This is a genomic window from Microbulbifer sp. SAOS-129_SWC, assembly GCF_039696035.1.
In the GTDB taxonomy this organism is placed as follows: domain Bacteria; phylum Pseudomonadota; class Gammaproteobacteria; order Pseudomonadales; family Cellvibrionaceae; genus Microbulbifer.
Genome location: NZ_CP155567.1, coordinates 1983511 through 2003175, shown reverse-complemented (window position 1 = coordinate 2003175; position 19665 = coordinate 1983511). Strand labels below are relative to the sequence as shown.

At 62.8% G+C, this 19665-nt stretch carries 17 protein-coding genes; 5 read left to right on the top strand and 12 right to left on the bottom strand.

What is annotated here, in order from left to right; all coding sequences use genetic code 11:
• Positions 1-109: 109 nt before the first annotated feature.
• From ABDK11_RS08670 to ABDK11_RS08650, 5 genes are all read right to left on the bottom strand, one after another.
• Entirely contained in the window at positions 110-325 is a 216-nt protein-coding gene (locus ABDK11_RS08670) for a cold shock domain-containing protein (RefSeq protein WP_346839895.1), read from the bottom strand.
• A 309-nt stretch (positions 326-634) separates the two neighbouring features.
• Positions 635-1729: a mechanosensitive ion channel family protein gene (locus ABDK11_RS08665; protein ID WP_346839894.1), complete on the bottom strand. Its 1095-nt coding sequence runs from the start codon at positions 1727-1729 to the stop codon at positions 635-637.
• Positions 1730-1852: 123 nt separating this feature from the next.
• The gene (nagZ, locus tag ABDK11_RS08660; protein ID WP_346839893.1) at positions 1853-2857 is read right to left on the bottom strand and encodes a beta-N-acetylhexosaminidase; all 1005 of its coding nucleotides are present in this window, start codon (positions 2855-2857) and stop codon (positions 1853-1855) included.
• A gap of 130 nt (positions 2858-2987) precedes the next feature.
• A complete protein-coding gene (locus tag ABDK11_RS08655) occupies positions 2988-3620 on the bottom strand; it encodes a TetR/AcrR family transcriptional regulator (RefSeq protein ID WP_346839892.1) in 633 nt (210 codons plus the stop codon).
• 159 nt (positions 3621-3779) lie between these two features.
• On the bottom strand, positions 3780-4418 hold the full coding sequence (locus ABDK11_RS08650; RefSeq protein WP_346839891.1) for a TIGR00730 family Rossman fold protein: 639 nt from the start codon (positions 4416-4418) through the stop codon (positions 3780-3782).
• 189 nt (positions 4419-4607) lie between these two features.
• Between ABDK11_RS08650 and lexA the strand changes: the two genes are divergently transcribed.
• Positions 4608-5213: a transcriptional repressor LexA gene (gene lexA, locus ABDK11_RS08645; protein ID WP_346839890.1), complete on the top strand. Its 606-nt coding sequence runs from the start codon at positions 4608-4610 to the stop codon at positions 5211-5213.
• Between the two features lie 139 nt (positions 5214-5352).
• Here lexA and ABDK11_RS08640 read toward each other — a convergent pair whose 3' ends face one another.
• The 4 genes from ABDK11_RS08640 to ABDK11_RS08625 form a co-directional block, all read right to left on the bottom strand.
• A complete protein-coding gene (locus tag ABDK11_RS08640; protein WP_346839889.1) occupies positions 5353-5607 on the bottom strand; it encodes a hypothetical protein in 255 nt (84 codons plus the stop codon).
• Positions 5608-5686: 79 nt separating this feature from the next.
• Positions 5687-6172 (bottom strand): DUF6586 family protein, encoded by a 486-nt coding sequence (locus tag ABDK11_RS08635; RefSeq protein ID WP_346839888.1) that lies wholly within the window; start codon positions 6170-6172, stop codon positions 5687-5689.
• A complete protein-coding gene (topA, locus tag ABDK11_RS08630; RefSeq protein WP_346839887.1) occupies positions 6169-8856 on the bottom strand; it encodes a type I DNA topoisomerase in 2688 nt (895 codons plus the stop codon). The genes ABDK11_RS08635 and topA overlap by 4 nt, the downstream gene beginning before the upstream one ends.
• Before the next feature lie 218 nt (positions 8857-9074).
• Entirely contained in the window at positions 9075-9599 is a 525-nt protein-coding gene (locus ABDK11_RS08625) for a hypothetical protein (RefSeq protein WP_346839886.1), read from the bottom strand.
• Positions 9600-9837: 238 nt separating this feature from the next.
• Between ABDK11_RS08625 and ABDK11_RS08620 the strand changes: the two genes are divergently transcribed.
• Positions 9838-10272: a universal stress protein gene (locus ABDK11_RS08620; protein ID WP_346839885.1), complete on the top strand. Its 435-nt coding sequence runs from the start codon at positions 9838-9840 to the stop codon at positions 10270-10272.
• 31 nt (positions 10273-10303) lie between these two features.
• Here ABDK11_RS08620 and ABDK11_RS08615 read toward each other — a convergent pair whose 3' ends face one another.
• Positions 10304-12169: an ATP-binding cassette domain-containing protein gene (locus ABDK11_RS08615; RefSeq protein ID WP_346839884.1), complete on the bottom strand. Its 1866-nt coding sequence runs from the start codon at positions 12167-12169 to the stop codon at positions 10304-10306.
• Between the two features lie 191 nt (positions 12170-12360).
• Between ABDK11_RS08615 and ABDK11_RS08610 the strand changes: the two genes are divergently transcribed.
• Positions 12361-14343: a transglycosylase SLT domain-containing protein gene (locus ABDK11_RS08610; RefSeq protein WP_346839883.1), complete on the top strand. Its 1983-nt coding sequence runs from the start codon at positions 12361-12363 to the stop codon at positions 14341-14343.
• A 420-nt stretch (positions 14344-14763) separates the two neighbouring features.
• Here ABDK11_RS08610 and ABDK11_RS08605 read toward each other — a convergent pair whose 3' ends face one another.
• Together ABDK11_RS08605 and ABDK11_RS08600 are read right to left on the bottom strand one after the other, a co-directional pair.
• Complete coding sequence (locus ABDK11_RS08605) at positions 14764-15018, bottom strand: glutaredoxin family protein (protein WP_346839882.1); 255 nt, start codon at positions 15016-15018, stop codon at positions 14764-14766.
• A gap of 14 nt (positions 15019-15032) precedes the next feature.
• Positions 15033-15896 (bottom strand): FHA domain-containing protein, encoded by an 864-nt coding sequence (locus tag ABDK11_RS08600; RefSeq protein ID WP_346839881.1) that lies wholly within the window; start codon positions 15894-15896, stop codon positions 15033-15035.
• Between the two features lie 328 nt (positions 15897-16224).
• Between ABDK11_RS08600 and ABDK11_RS08595 the strand changes: the two genes are divergently transcribed.
• Positions 16225-17148 carry a protein phosphatase 2C domain-containing protein gene (locus tag ABDK11_RS08595; protein ID WP_346839880.1) on the top strand — a complete coding sequence of 308 codons (924 nt, stop codon included), beginning with the start codon at positions 16225-16227 and terminating at the stop codon, positions 17146-17148.
• A gap of 18 nt (positions 17149-17166) precedes the next feature.
• Positions 17167-19632 carry an SUMF1/EgtB/PvdO family nonheme iron enzyme gene (locus tag ABDK11_RS08590; RefSeq protein WP_346839879.1) on the top strand — a complete coding sequence of 822 codons (2466 nt, stop codon included), beginning with the start codon at positions 17167-17169 and terminating at the stop codon, positions 19630-19632.
• Positions 19633-19665 lie beyond the last annotated feature (33 nt).

Here is a 19665-nt window from a genome sequence, read left to right as displayed (position 1 = left end):
TATTGCGATGCACTGCCCCCCGAGGGCAGCAACGCTGAAAACCCCGGAGCCGGATGCGGCATGCGGAGTCTTCAGTGCAGAATATTATTGCGAACGAGCAACCGGAGGCTTACTCGCAGGGAACCACGTCTTCCGCCAACAGTCCCTTGTCCCCTTGCTGCATTTCAAATTCTACCGACTGGCCTTCGTTGAGGGTTTTGTAACCCTCGCCGCGAATGCTGCGATAGTGCACGAAAATATCTTCAGTTCCTTCTCCACAGGTGATGAAGCCATAACCACGGGCGTTATTAAACCACTTCACTGTACCTGTAACGCGATCACTCATTGAGACAACCTCATTATTGTTATTGCGCTTGCCTCCAGACTTTCGCGAATCAACTTTCACGAGCAAGAGTGCAAACGCCACCCCGATCCCAGTCACCGATACTGATGCCGGCGACTGTCGTACCCTGCCTGGCGGGTCAGCCCCGACAGACACCTACCGATTCTTAGATAAAATGGCGCCAGTGTCTAGGTTTGATCGCGAAATAAATAACAGCGATTTCGGATCATGCGCAATAAACCACCAATTGTGACGTATTGCCAAAATATAAGTGCACAATCGTGTTTTTACGTACTCCCCTAATTTAGCTGTCTATCCCGGACTATTTGCCCCGGGCAGCTCGGCGATATGCAATGTGGAGGTCGGGAAGGCACAGGAAGCACCGTACCCCTCGACAATCTGCAGTATGCGCAGCAGAACATCCTGCTTGATTTCGTGGTAGCGCACCCAGTCTGTGGTCCTGGTGAAGGTGTAGACAAAGAAATCCAGCGATGACGGCGCGAAGCTGTTGAAATTGACTATCAGCGTCTGGTTGGTATCGATTTCCGGGTGCTGCTGCAGCATCGCCTTGACGTCAGCCACGATGGGACCCACCAGTGGTGCATCCTGATAGCGGATGCCGATGGTCTCGTAGATGCGCCGGTTCAGCATGCGCGACGGATTCTCCACCGCAATCTGCGCGAAGATGCCATTGGGAATGTACAACGGGCGCTTGTCGAACGTACGGATGCGGGTCAGGCGCCAGCCGATATCCTCTACCGTACCCTCGATCTCCTTATCCGGCGAGCGCACCCAGTCGCCCACAGCGAAGGGGCGATCCAGGTAAATCATCAGACCGCCGAAAAAGTTGGCCAGCAGGTCCTTGGCCGCAAAGCCCACGGCGAGGCCGCCGATCCCCCCGAACGCCAGCACGCCGCTGATGCTGTAACCGAGGAACTGCATGATCACCATCGCCGCAGTGATAACGATCGATGCCCGCACCAGCTTGCCCATGGCCCGCACGGTGGTGGCATCCATGGGCTTGCCCATGTAGCGCGGGTCCCGCAGGTTGTGCTCCACGTTGCGGGAAAAGCGCCAGGCAAACCAGGTGATGACGAGGATCAGGCCAATTTCCCGCACCGATTCGGCCAGCGAGAAGATCTCCGCACCGGTGGCATGGCCGGCGCGGCTGGCGGCCAGGCTCAGCCCGAGCAGCCAGATCAGCGCCGCGCCGGGCGGCATCATCGCGCCGACCAGCGCATCGTCCCAGGGATTCATGGTGCGCTCGGCGCGCCGCGCCAGGCGCTGTACAAAGCGTGCCAGCAACCAGGCACTCAGCGCCGAGGCCAATACAATCAGAAAGACCGCCAGTATCCACCAGCGGTTGTCCCCCACCCAGGACAGCAAAAACACCTTAACGGACTCCACGAATAATGCCCCCTCTTCGTCGTTCGCGGTCAGATCAAAGATTTTATTGCGCGCGCCGTGCGCACTGAAAAAGTATCAGGATACTGTTCGCACCATTGCGCCTATCGGTGCGCGCCGCGCACGCTACATCCAGCTGGCCAGCCAGGCGCGCGTTTTCTGCCAGCGCTCGGTGGACTCCAGTTCCGCCCAGCTGGCAATTCCCGCGTGGCCTCGCATGCGCTGCAGGCGCCGTGCCGATTCTGCCGACGGCTGCATGCCCTCCAGCTCCGCCAGCGCTTCCAGGGCACCGGCGCGATTGTTGCAGACCAGACCCATATCGCAACCGGCATCGAGCGCCGCGCGGATCCGCGCGGCATAACCACCAGCGGCGCCAGCCCCCTCCATCGACAGGTCATCACTGAAGATGACACCGTCGAAACCCAGTTGTTCACGCAGAATCCACTGCAGCCAAAACGGTGAAAAACCCACCGGCTGGCTGTCCACATGGACGAAGCGAATATGCGCCGGCATCACTGCGTCCAGCTCACCGGCGCCGATCATCTCGGTAAACGGCAGCGCGTCGCTGGCCATAACCTCATCCAGCGAGCGCTCGTCTTCCGGCAGCTCCTCGTGGCTGTCCTCGAGCACATGTCCGTGGCCGGGAAAGTGCTTGCCGGTGGTGGCCATGCCGGCCTCGTGCATACCGGCGACAAACGGCCGCACCCGCTCCGTGACCCCGGCGGGGTCGGGGCAAAAACTGCGATCGCCGACGATGCGGCAATGGCGATCGTCCGCATCCAGCACCGGGGCAAAACTGAAATCGATTCCCAGCGCCAGCAGTTCCGCGGCCAGCAACCAGCCCACATCGCGCAGCTGTTCGGCATCGGCGTGCGCACTCAGGGCCTGCATCGACGGCAACCGGGTAAACTGCTCGCGAAAGCGCTGCACCCTGCCCCCCTCCTGGTCCACGGCCACCAGAATCTCCGGGCGCTCGGCGCGAATCGCCTCCACCAGCTGCTGCAGTTGCGGGCGGTCGCGGTAGTTGCGTGCAAACAGGATCAGACCACCCACCAGCGGATGGCGCAGCAGCTCGCGGTCCTCCGCGGTCAGTTCCAGGCCTTCGACATCGATCATCAATGGGCCGAGCATACGGGCACCTCAATGCAGAGTGACAAGTGGCGATTGCGGCACATAGGCGCAGGTTTCATGCGGTGCATCTTTTCACCGCCGCTTCGCGGCCAGTGGCCACCCAAACAACACAGAGTCATTCCCATACTCCTCATTCCGCATTCACTTTCAGCATCGCCGCTGCTGCGGGCACCAGGCGCTCAAGCGTTTCCGGCAGGCTGCTCTCGGCACCGAAATCCTCCCTCAGGATAGCCTCGATGGCGTCGAAGCTCGACAGGGTAAAAATGGTCGCACCGAGCATAAAGTAGAGGCGCCAGTAAAAGGTCACCGGATCCAGCCCCGGCAGTGCCTGGGCCAGCAACCCGGCAAAGCGCCGGTAGCTGTCGCCATAGCGAGACACGATAAAACGGCGCAGGTGCCCCTGGTACTGGGTATAGGCCAGCCCCAGCAGGCGCATGAAGCGCTGCGGGTCGCGCCCCTGCGCCGCCAGGCTGCCCAGGCCGACCCGGAAGAGGCTCTCGAGCAGCTCGTCCACGGTCAAGCGTTCCCGGGCTGCCGCGCGCTGGTCCAGGGTCGCCGCCAGCGCCTCGGTAAAGGGCGTCAGGAAGCGTTCGAACACCGCCTGGATCAGCTCTTTTTTGGAACCAAAATGATAGTTTACCGCGGCGAGATTTACGCCGGCAGTACTGGTAATGGTGCGCAGGGACGTCTCGGTAAACCCGCGCTCGGCAAACAGTACTTCCGCTGCATCCAGAATCCGGCTGACGGTATCCGTCTGGCTCATAGTCGACTGCCCAATATTCAAACTTACAATTAAAACGCTTGTTTGGTACTGGGGCAGATTAGCACATCCGGCGCCAGTTGACGCCGCCGCGGGAAGGGGGGAATACGATCGGGCCAAAGCAGGAGTCGGCACCGGCGCGAGCGCCGCGCGGATGCGTTGCTACTCCCGCGAACGAATAAACTCGATGATGATATCAGCGGCTTCGTCGACGCTGTCGACGATGCGAAACAGATCCAGGTCGGCCGCATCGATACACGCCCGCTCGAGTACCGTTTCCACCAGCCAGTCGTGTAAACCCGACCAGTAGCGCCTGCCCACCAGAACGATGGGAAAGCGCCGCACTTTCTGTGTCTGCACCAGTGTCAGCGCTTCGAACAATTCATCCAGCGTGCCGTAGCCACCGGGCAGACCGACAAATCCCACCGCGTGCTTCACGAACATGAACTTGCGCACGAAGAAATAGCGAAAATGCAGGCCGATATCCTGATAAGGATTGGCGTGCTGCTCGAACGGCAGCTCGATATTGAGCCCGATGGAAGAACCGGGCTGTGGATAGGCGCCGCGATTGCAGGCCTCCATCAGGCCGGGCCCGCCGCCGGTAATGACCGGAATTCCCTCCGTGGCCAGCAGCTCGCCCAGACGCAGGGCCTGCTGGTACTCGGGCGTATCTTCGGCAAAACGCGCGCTGCCGAATACCGTCACGGCGCCACTCAGCGCGATCAGCCGCTCGATTCCGTCGACCAGTTCGGATTGGATTCGCAGTACGCGCCAGGCTTCGGGCATTTTGGCATCGAGCATTATTGTACGTCCCTGATTTGTCGCCGAATTCGACGAAAACCTGTTTTTTCCTAATCCTACTTTAGCAGCCGCTAGTAGCAGCCGCGCTTAGTGCTCGCGCGCACTACCGGCACGGCGATTGCGCCGCTGACAAATCTGTATATAATCACAGCAACTGTATAAAAATACAGACATCAACCAGGTGCCCATATGACCAACCTCACCGCCCGCCAGACTCAGGTTCTCGAACTGATCAAGTCCTATATCGACGAAACCGGCTATCCGCCCACCCGTGCGGAAATTGCCCACGAGCTGGGCTTCCGCTCCCCCAACGCGGCGGAGGAGCACCTCAAGGCGCTGGCGCGCAAGGGTGCGATCGAAATGGTGGCGGGCGCCTCCCGCGGTATCCGCATCCCCGACTACCAGCCCGGACTGCCGATCGTCGGCCGCGTGGCCGCCGGCAACCCCATCCTGGCGGAAGAAAATATCGAGGATTACTGCGAGCTGCCGTCAAACTTTTTTCACCCGCCGGCAGACTACCTGCTGCGGGTACACGGCATGAGCATGCGCGACGCCGGCATACTCGACGGCGACCTGCTGGCAGTACAGAAATCCGATCAGGCGCGCAACGGCCAGATCGTGGTGGCGCGTATCGAAGACGAAGTGACCGTGAAACGCTTCCGCCGCAAAGGCAACCAGGCCACGGTACAGCTACTGCCGGAAAACGAGGATTTCGACGTGATTCAGGTGGATATGCGGGACAAGCACTTCTCGATCGAAGGGCTGGCCGTGGGCGTGATTCGCCAGCACCCCTGAAGGGGCAATGCCGGGTGACCGGCTGAGGCGGTATCAGAAAGATACTGCCGGGCCAGAAGCAAAAAGAGCGACCACAGGTCGCTCTTTTTTTGTCTGCCGGAACGGCAGTGGGGCAATTAGACCCATGCAGGTCGGGCCATCAGTGGATCGTATGATTGACCGGCTCCAGCTCTTCCTCTTCGTGGAAATCCGGATCCATCTCATCGATCGTCTGTACTGCCTCGATACCCGCTTCCAGCATCGCGCGGGCGACGGCGATCTTGTGTTCGCGCAGGAAATTACTGCTTTCATCGGAAAAGTGGATGCGCACCAACGGGTCCTCCCGGTGACCGGCGCGGCGCAGCGCGACATCACCATTGGCGAGTTCAATAATTTCAAAGGTCTCGGAGGACATTTACAGCTCCCTACTCTCGATTTGCGCGCAGTGTAACACAGCCGTAGTCGCAGATTCAGGCGCTAGGGCCTGCCGACACTCAGAATTCCTGCGCCTGCGCGCGGTGGCGTTGCACCAGCTCCACCAGCGCGCGGTGCCATTCGCGCAGCTGCGAATCACTGAGCTCCGCCGCGACCGACAGATCCTGCAGCGGGATCAACTGCGCGGCGCTGCCCCCTCGGGGGGACTCACCGGCAAAGCGCCACAGCGCCACCCAGGCCGACTGTAGCTGCGCGAGCCAGCCGTCACCGCGATCCAGCTCGCACATTTCCACCGCGGCGGCACAGTATTTGCCCTGGCTGCGGGCGCGCTCGTCCAGGGCCTGGGGCGATTCCGGCTCGACCCCCTGCCCCAGCTGCAAGAGATACGCCAGTTCGGCCAGAAACGCCCGGTAGGCGCGCCACAGCTGCAGCACCGCGGCCTCCTGCTGCGCTGCACGCTGCAGCGCCGTATCACCGCCCGCCGCCAGCAGCAGCTCCGCTTTGCGCAGTGCCGAGGCGACGGTGCCGGTATACGGATTGCTCATTTGGCCGTCTTCGCCGCCTTCTTGCGCGCCGGCTTGCGCTTGGCACCGGCGGACTTGCTGCCGGCTTCAATCTGCCATTTGCCATCGCGGTAAAAGGCGCGCCAGCCGGTGGCTTTGCCCTCTTCCTCGGACTGCACGTACTGCTCCTGGGTCTTGCGGCTGAAGCGGATCACCGTATCGCGCCCCTGGTCGTCCTCGGCGGGCGCGCTGAACAGGAAGCTGTACTTCGGGTCTATCTCGCTCTTGTGCGGCAGGATTTCCTTGACCAGCGGCGCACGGGTCTCGCGGTTCTTGGGGAACTGGCTGGCGGCCAGGAACAGGCCCGAGGCACCGTCGCGCAGAATGTAGTGGTCATCCACTTTCTGGCACGGCAGTTCCGGCATCGGAACCGGATCCATTTTCGGCGGCGCTGGCTGGCCGTTCTTGAGCAGCTTGCGGGTGTTCTTGCAGTCTTCGCTGGTGCAGCCGAAATACTTGCCGAAGCGGCCGGACTTCAGCTGCATGTCTGCGCCACACTTGTCGCACTCGATCACCGGACCGTCGTAGCCCTTGATCTTGAAGGTGCCCTTCTCCACCTCGTAGCCATTGCAGTCCGGGTTGTTGCCGCAGATGTGCAGCTTGCGGTGCTCGTCCAGCAGGTAGCTGTCCATCGCGGTGCCGCATTTGGGGCAACGACGCTTCTCGCGCAGCAGGCGGGATTCCGCCTCTTCGTCGGTATCGGCATCCACCGCTTCATCACCCGACACCAGGTTCATGGTGTTGGTGCAGCGCTCCTTGGGCGGCAGCGCGTAGCCGGAACAACCGAGGAACACCCCGGTGGAGCCGGTGCGAATCTGCATATGGCGACCGCACTTGCTGCACTCGATATCGGTATCGGTGGGCGCGTTGCGGCGCATACCGCCGTCGGTGTCCTGGGCTTTTTCCAAACGTCCGGAGAAGTCGCGATAGAACTCGTCGAGCAGCTGCTTCCAGCCCTTGTCGCCGTCGGCGACCGAGTCCAGCGACTCCTCGAGGTTGGCGGTAAAGCCGTAGTCCATCAGGTTGGTGAAGCTTTCGCTCAGGCGATCGGTGACGATATCGCCCATCTTTTCCGCGTAGAAACGGCGGTTTTCCAGCCGAACGTAGCCGCGATCCTGGATCGTGGAAATAATCGACGCGTAGGTCGACGGGCGGCCGATACCGCGCTTTTCCAGTTCCTTCACCAGCGCCGCCTCGCTGTAGCGAGCCGGCGGCTTGGTGAAGTGCTGTTTCGGATCGAGCTTTTTCAGTGCCAGTTTTTCGCCGACTTTGACATCCGGCAGCACCATATCCTCGTCTTTTTTACTGGACGGCGGTGCCACTTTCAGGAAACCGTCGAAACGGATCACACGGCCGCGGGCGCGCAGTTCGTAATCACCGGCGGTGACCACCACCGACGTGGAGGTGAACTGGGCCGGCGTCATCTGGCAGGCAACGAACTGCTGCCAGATCAGGTTGTACAGCCGCTCCGCGTCGCGCTCGACGCCGGACAGCATGTTCGGCTGGACGCGCACATCCGACGGGCGGATCGCCTCGTGTGCCTCCTGCGCGCCCTCTTTGCTCGAGTAGCTGTTGGGGCTTTCCGGCAGGTATTTATCGCCGTAACTCTCGCCGATAAATTCCCGCACGGTTTCCACCGCCTCGTTACTGAGGTTGGTGGAATCCGTCCGCATATAGGTGATGTGGCCGGCTTCGTAGAGGCGCTGGGCCAGCATCATGGTTTTCTTGACGCTGAAACCGAGGCGGTTACTCGCCGCCTGCTGCAGGGTCGAGGTAATGAACGGCGCCGAGGGCTTGGAGCTGGTGGGCTTGTCGTCGCGTGCGCTGACCACATAATCGCTGCCCTGCAGCGCCTGCACGGCGACGCTGGCCTGCGTTTCGTTGGTCGGGCGGAAGGCCTCACCGGCCTGCTTTTTCACTTCGAGGCGCAGCGGGTTGGCGGCGGCGGTGGCCGTATCCGCAAACAGCGTCCAGTACTCTTCGGGAATAAACGCGCGGATCTCGCGCTCGCGCTCCACCACCAGGCGCACGGCTACCGACTGCACGCGGCCGGCGGACAATCCGCGCGCGACCTTCTCCCACAGCAGCGGCGACACCATGTAGCCGACAATACGATCGAGGAAACGACGTGCCTGCTGCGCGTTGACGCGATTGATATTCAGCGGGCCCGGGGCCTTGAAGGCCTCCTGGATCGCCGACTTGGTAATCTCGTTGAACACCACGCGGCGGTAGCGGCCGTCGTCGCCGCCAATGGCCTCGCGCAGGTGCCAGGCGATCGCCTCCCCCTCGCGATCCAAGTCCGTCGCGAGGTAGATGGTGTCGGCATTGGCGGCCAGCTTGCGCAACTCACTGACGACCTTTTCCTTGCCCGGCAGGATTTCATAGTTCGCGGCCCAGTCGTGATCCGGGTCGATCCCCATGCGCTTGATCAGCTGCTCGCGGTTTTTCTTGCGCTTGTAGATCGCCTTGTCTTCCGGGGACAGCTTGCGCGTTTCCGCGGCGCGGCGCGCACGCTCCTTCGGATCGACCGGCTGCTTGTTGCCGCCGCCGGTGGGCAAATCGCGAATATGGCCGACGCTGGACTTCACGACGAAGTCCTTGCCGAGATACTTGTTGATAGTTTTGGCTTTGGCCGGCGATTCGACAATGACCAGTGATTTACCCATAAGCACTTGATTTTGAATAGAAAATTTACTGCTTTCGCAAACTCAACAGCCCGCTCCCGAAGGACCGCGCTGCGCGAATATATAAGCTCCGCCCACAGTGCGGTCAAGCGAGCGGTGCAAATTCTTTGTCCCGGCGGCGCTGTCGGCGGCCGCGCCTGCGGCGCCGTACCGGCCCCACCGAGGTACGTTTCACCGGTGCAAAAGCCGGCCCGCGGGCGCTATTCCGGTGCCGGTTCCTCGCGGCGCGGCTGGCGTATCGCTTCTTCTATAGAAGGGCCGAATTCCGGCAGCGCGCCCTCCAGTGCCGCCATACCCGACTCGCCGCTGTCTTCGTGCCACTGCACACCGAGACCACTGTCGCTGGCGACCACCGCACAGGCATCGCGGGGCAGCTGCGCCAACAGTTCGCGCAGCGGTTCCCACGCCGGTTCCGGCGCACTGCGCCCACCGCTCCAGTCCCAGCGCCCGGCGAAGTGCATTTCGTGTTCCATGCGCTGCAGCTCCAGACTCCACCCCAACTGCAGGCGGCGGCGGTCGCGCCAGCGCTGGGTATACACCGCGGCACTGCCTTCCCCGAGCGCCGCCGGCAGCGGCTGCATCTGTACCGACATGCCGGCGCGCGCGGCGCGCTGGCGCAGATCCGCAAGGCGCCGATCGCGGCTGCTGGGCTTCAGCCACATCACCGGGCCCACCACCAGCACCACGGCCAACAGTATGATGATCAGGGGAAGCCAACCGGCCATACCCGCTCCTCGTGAGTAGAAAACGGCGCACATTGTGGATGACACAGCACTATTTATGTCAAGCCGTTTTTTTTAAAGTAGACTTTTGTTGAACTCTGCGGCCCGGCTAAAGACAGAGTTTGGTGAAAGGGTACAAGCCGCGCAACGGCTACATATGGCCATCGCGCAAGCGGGCATTGATTTCGGGCGCACTGAGGCCGCGGCTCGCTGCGGCGAACAAAAAAAGGAGCTAGTGCCTATGAGCAGTAAAAAACGGGTTCTCGTGGGACTCGACCTGACAGAGGAAGCCTCCCAGGTCCTGGACAAGGCCGCCGAGATCGGCAAGGCATTCGACGCCGAGCTGGATCTGATCCACGTGATCGAGCCACTCACCTTCGCCTACGGTGGCGATATCCCGATGGATCTGTCCGAGGTACAGGAACAGCTGCAGAAGCAGGCCAGTGAGCAACTGCGCAAGGCCGGCGAGCAGCTGGGTGTCGACGCCGACCACCAGCATGTGGTGCTGGGACAACCGGCGACCGAAATTCACCGGCTGGCCAAAGAACAGGACACAGACCTGATTATCATCGGCAGCCACGGCCGCCACGGTCTGTCCCTGCTGCTCGGTTCCACCGCCAACGGCGTGCTGCACGGCGCGGGCTGCGACGTGCTCGCCGTCCGGGTCAAGGAGTAACGGCCGGAGCGCGCGGCCCGGGCCGCGCGCATCACTCCCCGTCTGACAGGCTGTCGAGTTCTGCCCAGCGCTCGAACGCCACGTCCAGCTGTGCCTGGCGCTCCGACAACAGGCGCAGCCGTTCTTCCACCCGCTCCTGCGCCTGCTGGTAGAAAGCCGGGTCTGCGACTTCCGCCTCCAGCCTGCCGATCTCCCCTTCCAGCTCCTCGATGGTCCCGGGCAGCGCGTCCAGTTCCCGCTGCAACTTGTAGCTGAGCTTTTTCTTCTTCGGCTGTGCCGCTTCGGCCGCCTTGGGTTTCGGCTTTTTCGCTGCTGCCTGCTCGCGCTCTTCCGCGGAAATGAAACGACCGCCCTGGCGCAGGAAATCGGCATAACCGCCGACATATTCGCGCACGACACCCTCCCCTTCGAACGCCAGGCAGGAATCGACCACGTTGTCGAGAAATGCCCGGTCGTGGCTCACCAGCAGTACGGTGCCGGAGAAATCCAGCAGCAACTGCTCGAGCAGCTCCAGGGTTTCCACATCCAGGTCATTGGTGGGTTCGTCGAGCACCAGGATATTGGCCGGCTGACTGAACAGCTTGGCCAGCAGCGCCCGGTTGCGCTCGCCGCCGGAGAGCCCGTCCACGCGTGTGCGCGCTTTCTCGCCACTGAACAGGAAATCCGCCAGGTAGGACATGGCGTGACGCGTCCTGCCGCCGACGGTGATCGACTCGCGCCCACCGGCGACGTTGTCCAGCACCGACAGGGACGGGTCCAGCTGGTCGCGACGCTGGTCGAAGTAGGCTACCTGCTGCTTGGTGCCCAGGCGCACGGTACCGCTGTCCGGCTGCAGCTCGCCCAGTAACAGCCGGATCAGGGTACTCTTGCCGGCCCCGTTGGGGCCGATCAGCCCCACCTTGTCGCCGCGCATCAGGGTGAAGGAAAGGTCACGCACCAGCGGCGGCTCGCCCGGATAGGCGAAAGAGACATCGCTCAGCTCGGCCACCAGCTTGCCCGACCGCTCGCCCGCGTCCAGTGCCAGCTTGGCCACGCCCTGGCGCTCACGGCGCGCCTCGCGCTGGCGCCGCAGCGCCTGCAGGGCGCGCACGCGGCCCTCGTTGCGGGTGCGGCGCGCCTTGATACCCTGGCGGATCCAGGTCTCCTCCTGGGCGAGCTTCTTGTCGAACAGGGCCTCGTTGCGGGCCTCCTCCTCGAGCAGCTTTTCCTTGTCGGCCTGGTAGCGGTCGAAACGGCTCTGAAACACCCGCAGCCGGCCGCGGTCCAGATCCCACACGGTCTTTGCCAGTCGCTGCGCCAGTGCGCGGTCGTGGCTGACAAACAGCAGTGCGCCGCGGTAGCTGGCGAGGAAGTCTTCCAGCCATTCCACCGCGGCGATGTCCAGGTGGTTGGTAGGCTCATCGAGAATCAGCAGGTCCGGCTCGGTCACCAGGGCCCGCGCCAGCGCCGCGCGGCGCTGCCAGCCGCCGGACAGGTCCGCCACCCGGTCGTCCGCATTCAGGCCCAGACGGTCGAGGATACCGTCGATGCGCGGCAGCAGCTCCCAGCCGCCCTCGGCTTCGATACGCGCCTGCAGATCGGCGCGCGGCTCGTCGCGGTAATCCGCCAGGCACAGGCCCAGCGCGCCGAGGCCGCCGGCGACAAAGCGGTAGACGCTGTCGGTGCAGTCCGACGGCAGCTCCTGGTCGAGCGAGGCCTGCACCAGGCCGTTCGCGCGCACCACTTCACCGCCTTCCGGGTCGATATCGCCGGCGATCACCTGCAACAGGCTCGACTTGCCCTCGCCGTTGCGGCCCACCAGGCAAATGCGGTCACCGCGGTCGATCTTGGCGCTGACGTCATCCGCCAGCACCTGGGTTCCATAGCGCAAACTGACGCCATCCAACTGAAGCAACATAATAAACAACTACAATATTTGATGTCGGACCGGACTCCCGTTGCCCCTGTCAAGAGCGCTCCAGCAGCGGCCGGTCCCGGTGCAAAAAACGGATATTTTACGCATTATTTATCGCGCAGGGCTGGTAGTGTATTGTTTTACACTGTTTGCTGAAAATAACCGGCGCGAGATTTTCAATCGGGTGATTTGCGATGTCGATTGACGCAAAGGGACTGGCGTTACTGATTTGCATGCTACTGGGCGCCGCTGGCGTCCAGGCAGCGGAAACAGATAGCGATGCCGAACGGGCCGTGGCGCAGCGCGAGAAGCTGCAGGCCGCACGCCTGGCGATCGCCCATAACGACCGCGCCACGCTGGCGAAACTGAAGCGGGAGCTGAAAGGCTACCCGCTGCGCCCCTATATCGACTACTGGGAGATCTCCAAAAAGCTCTCCAGCCTGCCCTACCGCGATATCGACCGTTTTCTGGCCGACAATCGCGACACCGCCATCGGCGACTGGATGCGCGTGCGCCTGCTGCGCGAACTGGGCAAACGCCAGCGCTTCCAGGCCTACCTCGAGTACTACCAACCGGACAAGATCGGTCGCACCTCACTGCGCTGCTATTACGCCGACGCCGAGGCTCGCCACGGCGACAAAAAAGCCGCCTACAAGCTGGTGCGAAAACTGTGGCTGGTGGGTCACTCCCAGGCCGAGGAGTGCGATGATGTCTTCGCCCGCTGGATCAAGGACGGCGGCCTGACCCAGCACCTCGCCTGGGAACGCCACCGCCTGGCGGTGGCGAGCGGCAACCTGCAGCTGGCCGAGTATGTGGCGGATAAAATGGACAGCGACCACGCGCGCCTGGCAAAGCTGCTGCGCTCGGTACACCGCGACCCGAAACTGCTGCTGCGCTACCAGCGCTTCGCCGGCGGCAAGTCCCACAAATTTGAGCAGGAGTACCGCGCCATCGTCCTGCACGGCCTGCAGCGGCTGGCGCGGCAGGATGCCGCCAGAGCGGAAAAGACCTGGCACCGCTACGAATCCAGTTACCTGTTCAGTGACGCCGAGCGCGACCGTCTGCTGCGCGACCTGGCCCTGCAGTTCGCGCGCCAGGAGGATATGGACGGGCTGCGGCGCCTGCTGAAGAGCGAAAACTTCACCGATGCCCGCGCGATCGAGTGGCTGGCGCGGCAGTCGCTGCGGGAACTCGACTGGGAACAGGTGGCCTTCTGGATCGACCGCCTGCCGGAGGACGAAAAGCACCGCGATCGCTGGCTCTACTGGAAAGCGCGCTCACTGGAGGAGATCTACGGCAAGGGCCGTGCCGACGCCGCGGTGTCGCTCTACCGCGAAGCCGCACAGGAGCGCAGCTATTACGGCTTCCTGGCCGCCGACACCCTCGGGCAAAACTACAGTTTCGTCGACCGACCGGCACCGGTCACACCGAAACAGGTGGAATCGATGGCGGTGCGCCCCGGCATGCAACGCGCCCGCGAGCTGCAGGCCATCGGCGAGTTCTACCACGCCCGCCGCGAATGGCACTATGCCACCGAGGACATGAGCCACGAGGAGCTGCTCACCGCCGGCAAGGTGGCGAGCGCCTGGGGCTGGTACCACAAGTCGATCCAGTCGGTGCTGGCGGCGGACTATCTCGATGACCTGGAATTGCGTTTCCCGCTGGCGTTTTCCGATATCGTCGACAATGTCAGCAAGCGAATGGGCAAAAAGACCGCGCTGGACCCCTACCTGATCTACGCCGTGGCGCGCCAGGAAAGCCACTTCAGCCACGACGCCAAGTCCCGCGCCGGCGCCCTCGGCCTGATGCAGCTGCTGCCCTCCACCGCCCGCGCCACTGCGCGCCGGGCCGGCGTTCACTACCGCCGGCGCTGGGACCTGCTGAGCCCCAAAACCAATATCGCACTGGGCAGCTTCTACCTGAACAGCCTGCTCAGCCGTTTCAACAACAACCGCTTCCTCGCCGCGGCCGCCTATAACGCCGGCCCCAGTCGCGTCGCCAGCTGGCTGAAGGAGACCGAGCAAAAACTGCCGTACGACGTCTGGATCGAGACGATTCCGTTCAACGAAACGCGCAAGTATGTGCAGAACGTACTGGCCTACACGGTGATCTACGCCTATCGCAGTGGCACCAAACTGCCACTCCTGAGCGAACAGGAAGCCAGCAGCAAGCTCTGAAGGGCAACTGGGGGAACGATCACTATTCCGCGAATACATTGCCGCATGAGCAGCGATGTGTTCGCATCCGGATTTTCCCGAAAAGCGCAGGCCTGCAAGAAAATAAATATTCGAGAAGAATAACTGCGCTCAATCGCGTCGCTTAAACTTTCCGCCATTTTCCGCACGCGCAGAGCACTCCGCGGGAAGAACCAGGCACAGCAAATTTCTTGTACAGAGGGACGACCTCAAAGCCGGCCATGAAGACAAAGTTGGCCAGCAGTCTGGCGTGCAACGGGTGGAGAAAAAAAACAGGAAATCGCGCTTACCTTTCCTGCAAGAGTGCGCGCCGCCAAATCGGGCCACGCCTGGGTCGGAATAGATCAGCGCAAGAAAATCGAGGGAATCCCGCGGCCGCCTGCACGCGACATCACCATCAAGCTATGCGGTGATACGCGGGCGCAACCAGGCTTCCAATTGCCCGGCATCGAACGGCCAGGCGCAGACATCATCGCAATCGCCCAGCCCTACCAGCGGGATGCGGGTAGCGAAGCGTTCCAGCAGCTGCGGGTCCTCGGCAATATCCTGCTCCTTGAGCCGCAGCCCGAAGCGCTCGAGCTGCGGCCAGATCTCCACCTTGGCCTTTTCGCACAGGCTACAGCCAAGGGTGGTATACAGAATCAATTCACGCGCCACTGCGCCCGACTCCTTCAGATCAGCCCCTGGTTGCGGGCCCAGAAAAAGCCCAGCGCCGCAACCGCCAGCACCAGACCGCCCATCCAGATCCAGGCGCTGCTACCGCCGTCGGCCAGCGCCGAGTCGCTGTCGTAACGGCTGCGCTCGCGGGTCGGCTGCGATTGCGATACGACGGTTGTCTCCACCGGGCGCGAGTTGTCCAATTCACCGGCAGCGCGCAACTGGGCGGCGGAGACAACCGGCCGCACGGTGGTCTTGTTCAGGTCGTCCGCCGGCCCCACAACGCTGAAGCTCAGAGTGTCGAAGCGCAGTTCGTCGCCGCGGCGCACACGGGTCTCCGCGACCCGCTTGTTGTTCAGGTAGGTGCCGTTGGCGGAGCCCAGGTCGACCACAAACAACAGGCCGTCGCGCACATCCAGGCGCGCGTGGCGGCGCGACAGGTGAGACAGCGAGAAGGTGATATCACACTCGTCCGAACGCCCCACCACACTGCTCTCACGCACCGGGAATACACGCCCGGCGATGGCCGGATGATTGGCGCGCAGGGCCCAGGCGACACCATTACTGCCCGCAGCCGATTTCAGCCGCGTCACCTTGGGATCCAACACCGCAAGAGTGCGCCCGCCAATACGCAACTCGTCGTTCAGCTTCAGCGGGCAGCGGCCTTTTACCGGCTCGCCATTCAGCAAGACCTGACCGCTGCCGGCGAGGTTGTGCAGGGTCAGGCGGTCGTTGTCCACCACCACTTCCGCATGCAGCTTGGCCACGGATTCATCAGCAATGGTCAGGTCGCAATTAGCGGCGCGCCCGATCGTCACTTTGGGTGAGACCAACCACACACTTTGACTGGCATCCTTGAGATCACAGAGCTTGAGCATGGAGTGAATTTCCTGTCTATTTTCCTGTCACTGCGCGGTTGAAGGCCGGCACCTGGCGAAGCGCGTGGTGTCGCAGGCAACTATGGCATTATTTTGCGGCAGGAGTTTATCACGGGGAAATTCGTTAGCGTGTGATTCGGTTTGCAGCTTACAATGATGCCGGGCTCTAACATGGTCTGCGCGCCAGGCTACGGGGGCAATTGGCACGAGGTCGGAAACCATTGCAGCGAAAGCAAGCGGCTGCGACGCGCGCCGCCGCAACGCGGCCCAACCGGTGTGCAGTGCTGAACGCCGGGCAAATCAGAATAAAACAGGTAGTAGCACGCCAGTGAGTGAAACCAAAGTACGCGAAATATCGCGGCACAGCGGAACAGTCGATCGCGCCAGCGGCGCCCAGCGCAGCGCCGGCACCACCCATCCGGGCTACAAGCGCGAGCAGAACGAGGACGCCTACTGGGCCGACCCGCAGCGCGGCATCTGGGTCGTGGCCGACGGCCTCGGCGGCCACCAGGCCGGCGAAATCGCCAGCAAGACCGTGGTCGAGGAGATACAGCGCTCCGCGGCCACCGACCGCCACTACGAACGCGCACTGCAGCGCGCCCACGCGCTGCTGCTCGGCGACGAGCACAACACCGCCAACATGGGCTCGACCGCGGTCGTCGCCGCCGAGGATGGCGCTTATTTCCACGTCTACTGGGTTGGCGATAGCCGCGCCTATCTGTGGACCCCGGGCGAGCACAGCGGGCAGTTGCGCCAGCTCACCAGCGATCACTCCTATGTGCAGATGCTGGTGGATTCCGGCGCCATCAACTCTGCCGAGGCGGCCAGCCACCCCAACCGCCACGTCATTACCCGCTGTATCGGTGGCAGCACCAATCCCAAGCTGGAAATCGATCGCGTCTCCGCCCCCTGGCGCCCCGGCCAGAAGCTGCTGCTGTGCAGTGACGGTCTCAGTGCGGAAGTCGAGCCCACACAGATTGCCGAAATTCTCGCCGCCAACGATGACAACCGCCGCGCCGTCGACCTGCTGGTAGGCGCGGCGCTGGACGCGGGGGGCAAAGACAACATTACCGTACAGGTGATCAACGCGCCCAATCCGGCGCCATCCCGTATGCAAAAGTGGACTTCGCGCACAGGCAGTGCGCTACAGAATTCCGCGCAGGGGATGTCACCATTTGCCAAAATAGCGCTGGCGATCTGTTCGCTCGGCGCTTGCGCCGCCCTGGCGGCCTGGCTGCTCGGTAATCACTGATTCAAGGAAACGAGTTTGATGGAAGTCGTTACCAGCAGCACGTCTCTGGAAATACCCGGCTATCGCATCCTGAAAAAGATCAATCAGGGCGGTATGTCCACCGTATACCTGGCGACCCAGCGCAGCGTTGGCCGCCAGGTGGCACTGAAAGTCATGTCGCCAGTGCTGAACGCCGATCCGGTATTCAGCGAGCGCTTCCAGCGCGAGGCCAATATTGTCGGCCAGCTTTCGCACCCGAATATTGTCGGCATCCATGATATCGGGCGCTATCGCAGCCTCAACTATATCGCCATGGACTATATGCCCGGGGGCTCGGTAGCCGACCGCATGGCCAAGGGCGTGATGGAGCCACTGGAGGCACTGAACGTTACCCGGCAGATTGCCCTGGCCCTGGATCACGCCCACGGCAAGGGCTATGTACACCGGGATCTGAAACCGGAAAACATCCTGTTCCGCGAGGACGGCTCCGCGGTACTGACGGATTTCGGCGTGGCGCGCGCAGTGGCGCGCACCACGCGCATGACCAACACCGGTATGGTTGTGGGTACCCCCCACTACATGAGCCCCGAGCAGGCCCGCGGTGCGGCGATCGACGGCCGCGCCGACCTCTACAGCCTCGGCGTGGTGTTCTACGAGATGGTCACCAGCGCGGTGCCCTACCAGGCCGATGAAGCGGTGGCGATCGCGATCAAGCACCTGACGGATCCGATTCCGCGGCTGCCGGCGCGCCACTCTCTGTACCAGAGCCTGATCGATCGCTTCCTCGACAAGGATCCGGAACAGCGCTTCCAGCGCGGCCTGGATGTCGTCGATGCAATCGACCAGCTGCTGGCCGCCCTGGCCGGAAAACCACCAACCCAGCCGACCCAGCTCAACAACACCTCAGTGCGCGTCTCCAGTCTGCTGCGCGCATTGGTAATGACCCTCTACGGCACTGTCAGCGACCAGCTGATAAGGGCCTGGGCGCGCTGGCGCGACAAGCCCCTCGATGACAAGCACCCGCGCACCGAGCAGGCGACCATCATGCGCATTCACCAGGTGATCCAGCAGGCGCCCCAGCGCAAGCGGCGCCAATGGCTGTTTGGCAGTCTGCTGACGGGATCCCTGCTGTTCTGCTGGCTGCTGTTCAGCCTGGTCAGCCAGAAACTGCAGTGGCAATCTGGCAATCCGGTGTTGGATAACGCCAGCCACTTTACCGCCCAACTGCTGTTGCCTGCGAGTAAGGACAGCGAGACGGCAGGCGCCGACGCCAATGCCGACACGGTAGCGTCTACTGCGCAGCCGTCGGCGGCCCGGGAAACAATGCCCGCGGAAGCCCCAGCAGCCGATGCGCAGCCACTGGCGACCGACACCGAGACCTCCACTGCCGCCCCTGGGACCGCGGCGGATGACTCGGACACACCAGACGCCGCTGAATCCGGCGAGTCAGTGGCAGTATCCGACGCGAACGATGCACAGCCGCAGGGCAGCAAAGATGCACCGGGCAGTGCCGACAGCGACAGTGACGACGATGCTGCGGCGGCCGCAACTCCGACGCAGTTCAAATTGAAAGTCCGCGCTCGTCCCAGTGACGCCCGGGTGCGCATCATGAATATCACCCCGCGCTACAGTCAGGGCATGGAACTGGAACCGGGCCGCTACGACCTGCTGGTGAGCAAGCGCGGCTACACGCCGGTGCGCCGCTGGATCGAAATCGACGACAGCGATCTGACCGTGCCGGTCAACTTGAAGCGGGCCTATTATCCCGGCAAGAAAATCCGCTCGCGGTTAAAGTCCGGCGGCCGCGGGCCGCAGATGGTGGTGATCGGTGCCGGCAGTTTCCTGATGGGCAACAACAAGCGTTCGGCCGCGCGCCCAGCGCACCGGGTACGGATCGCCGAACCCTTTGCCATCTCCACGCATGAAATCACCTTCGCCGACTACGACCGCTATGCCGACGCCGCCGGCGCCGCCCTGCCCGGCGATGCGGGTTGGGGACGCAAGGAGCGGCCGGTGATCAACGTCAGCTGGAAAGACGCGCAGAATTATGTGCGCTGGCTGTCGGCGCAGACTGGCCGACACTACCGGCTGGCCAGCGAGGCGGAATGGGAATACGCGGCCCGCGGTGGCGTTGGCAAACCCTTCTGGTGGGGCGACGCGGAACCCCGTGGCCACGCCAACTGCCGCCGCGGCTGCGGCAGCGAGTTCAATGGTTTCTTCTCCGCCACCAGCGCCCCGGTCGGTCACTACAAGGCCAACCCCTACGGCCTTTACGATACCGCGGGCAATGTGGCCGAGTGGGTGGAAGACTGTTACCTGGGCGACTACAGCAAACACCGCCGCGACGGCCGCCCGGTGGAAATCGAGGGCTGTAATCTGCGCGCGGTGCGCGGCGGCTCCATGCGCGACCCGTTGAGCAAGGTCACCTCCGCTTATCGCGCCGGACTGAGTGAAAACACCATGTCCACCGAAGTGGGATTGCGCGTAGTGATGGAACTCGAATAAACCGAAACCGGGTGCGCCATGCGCACCCGCTGC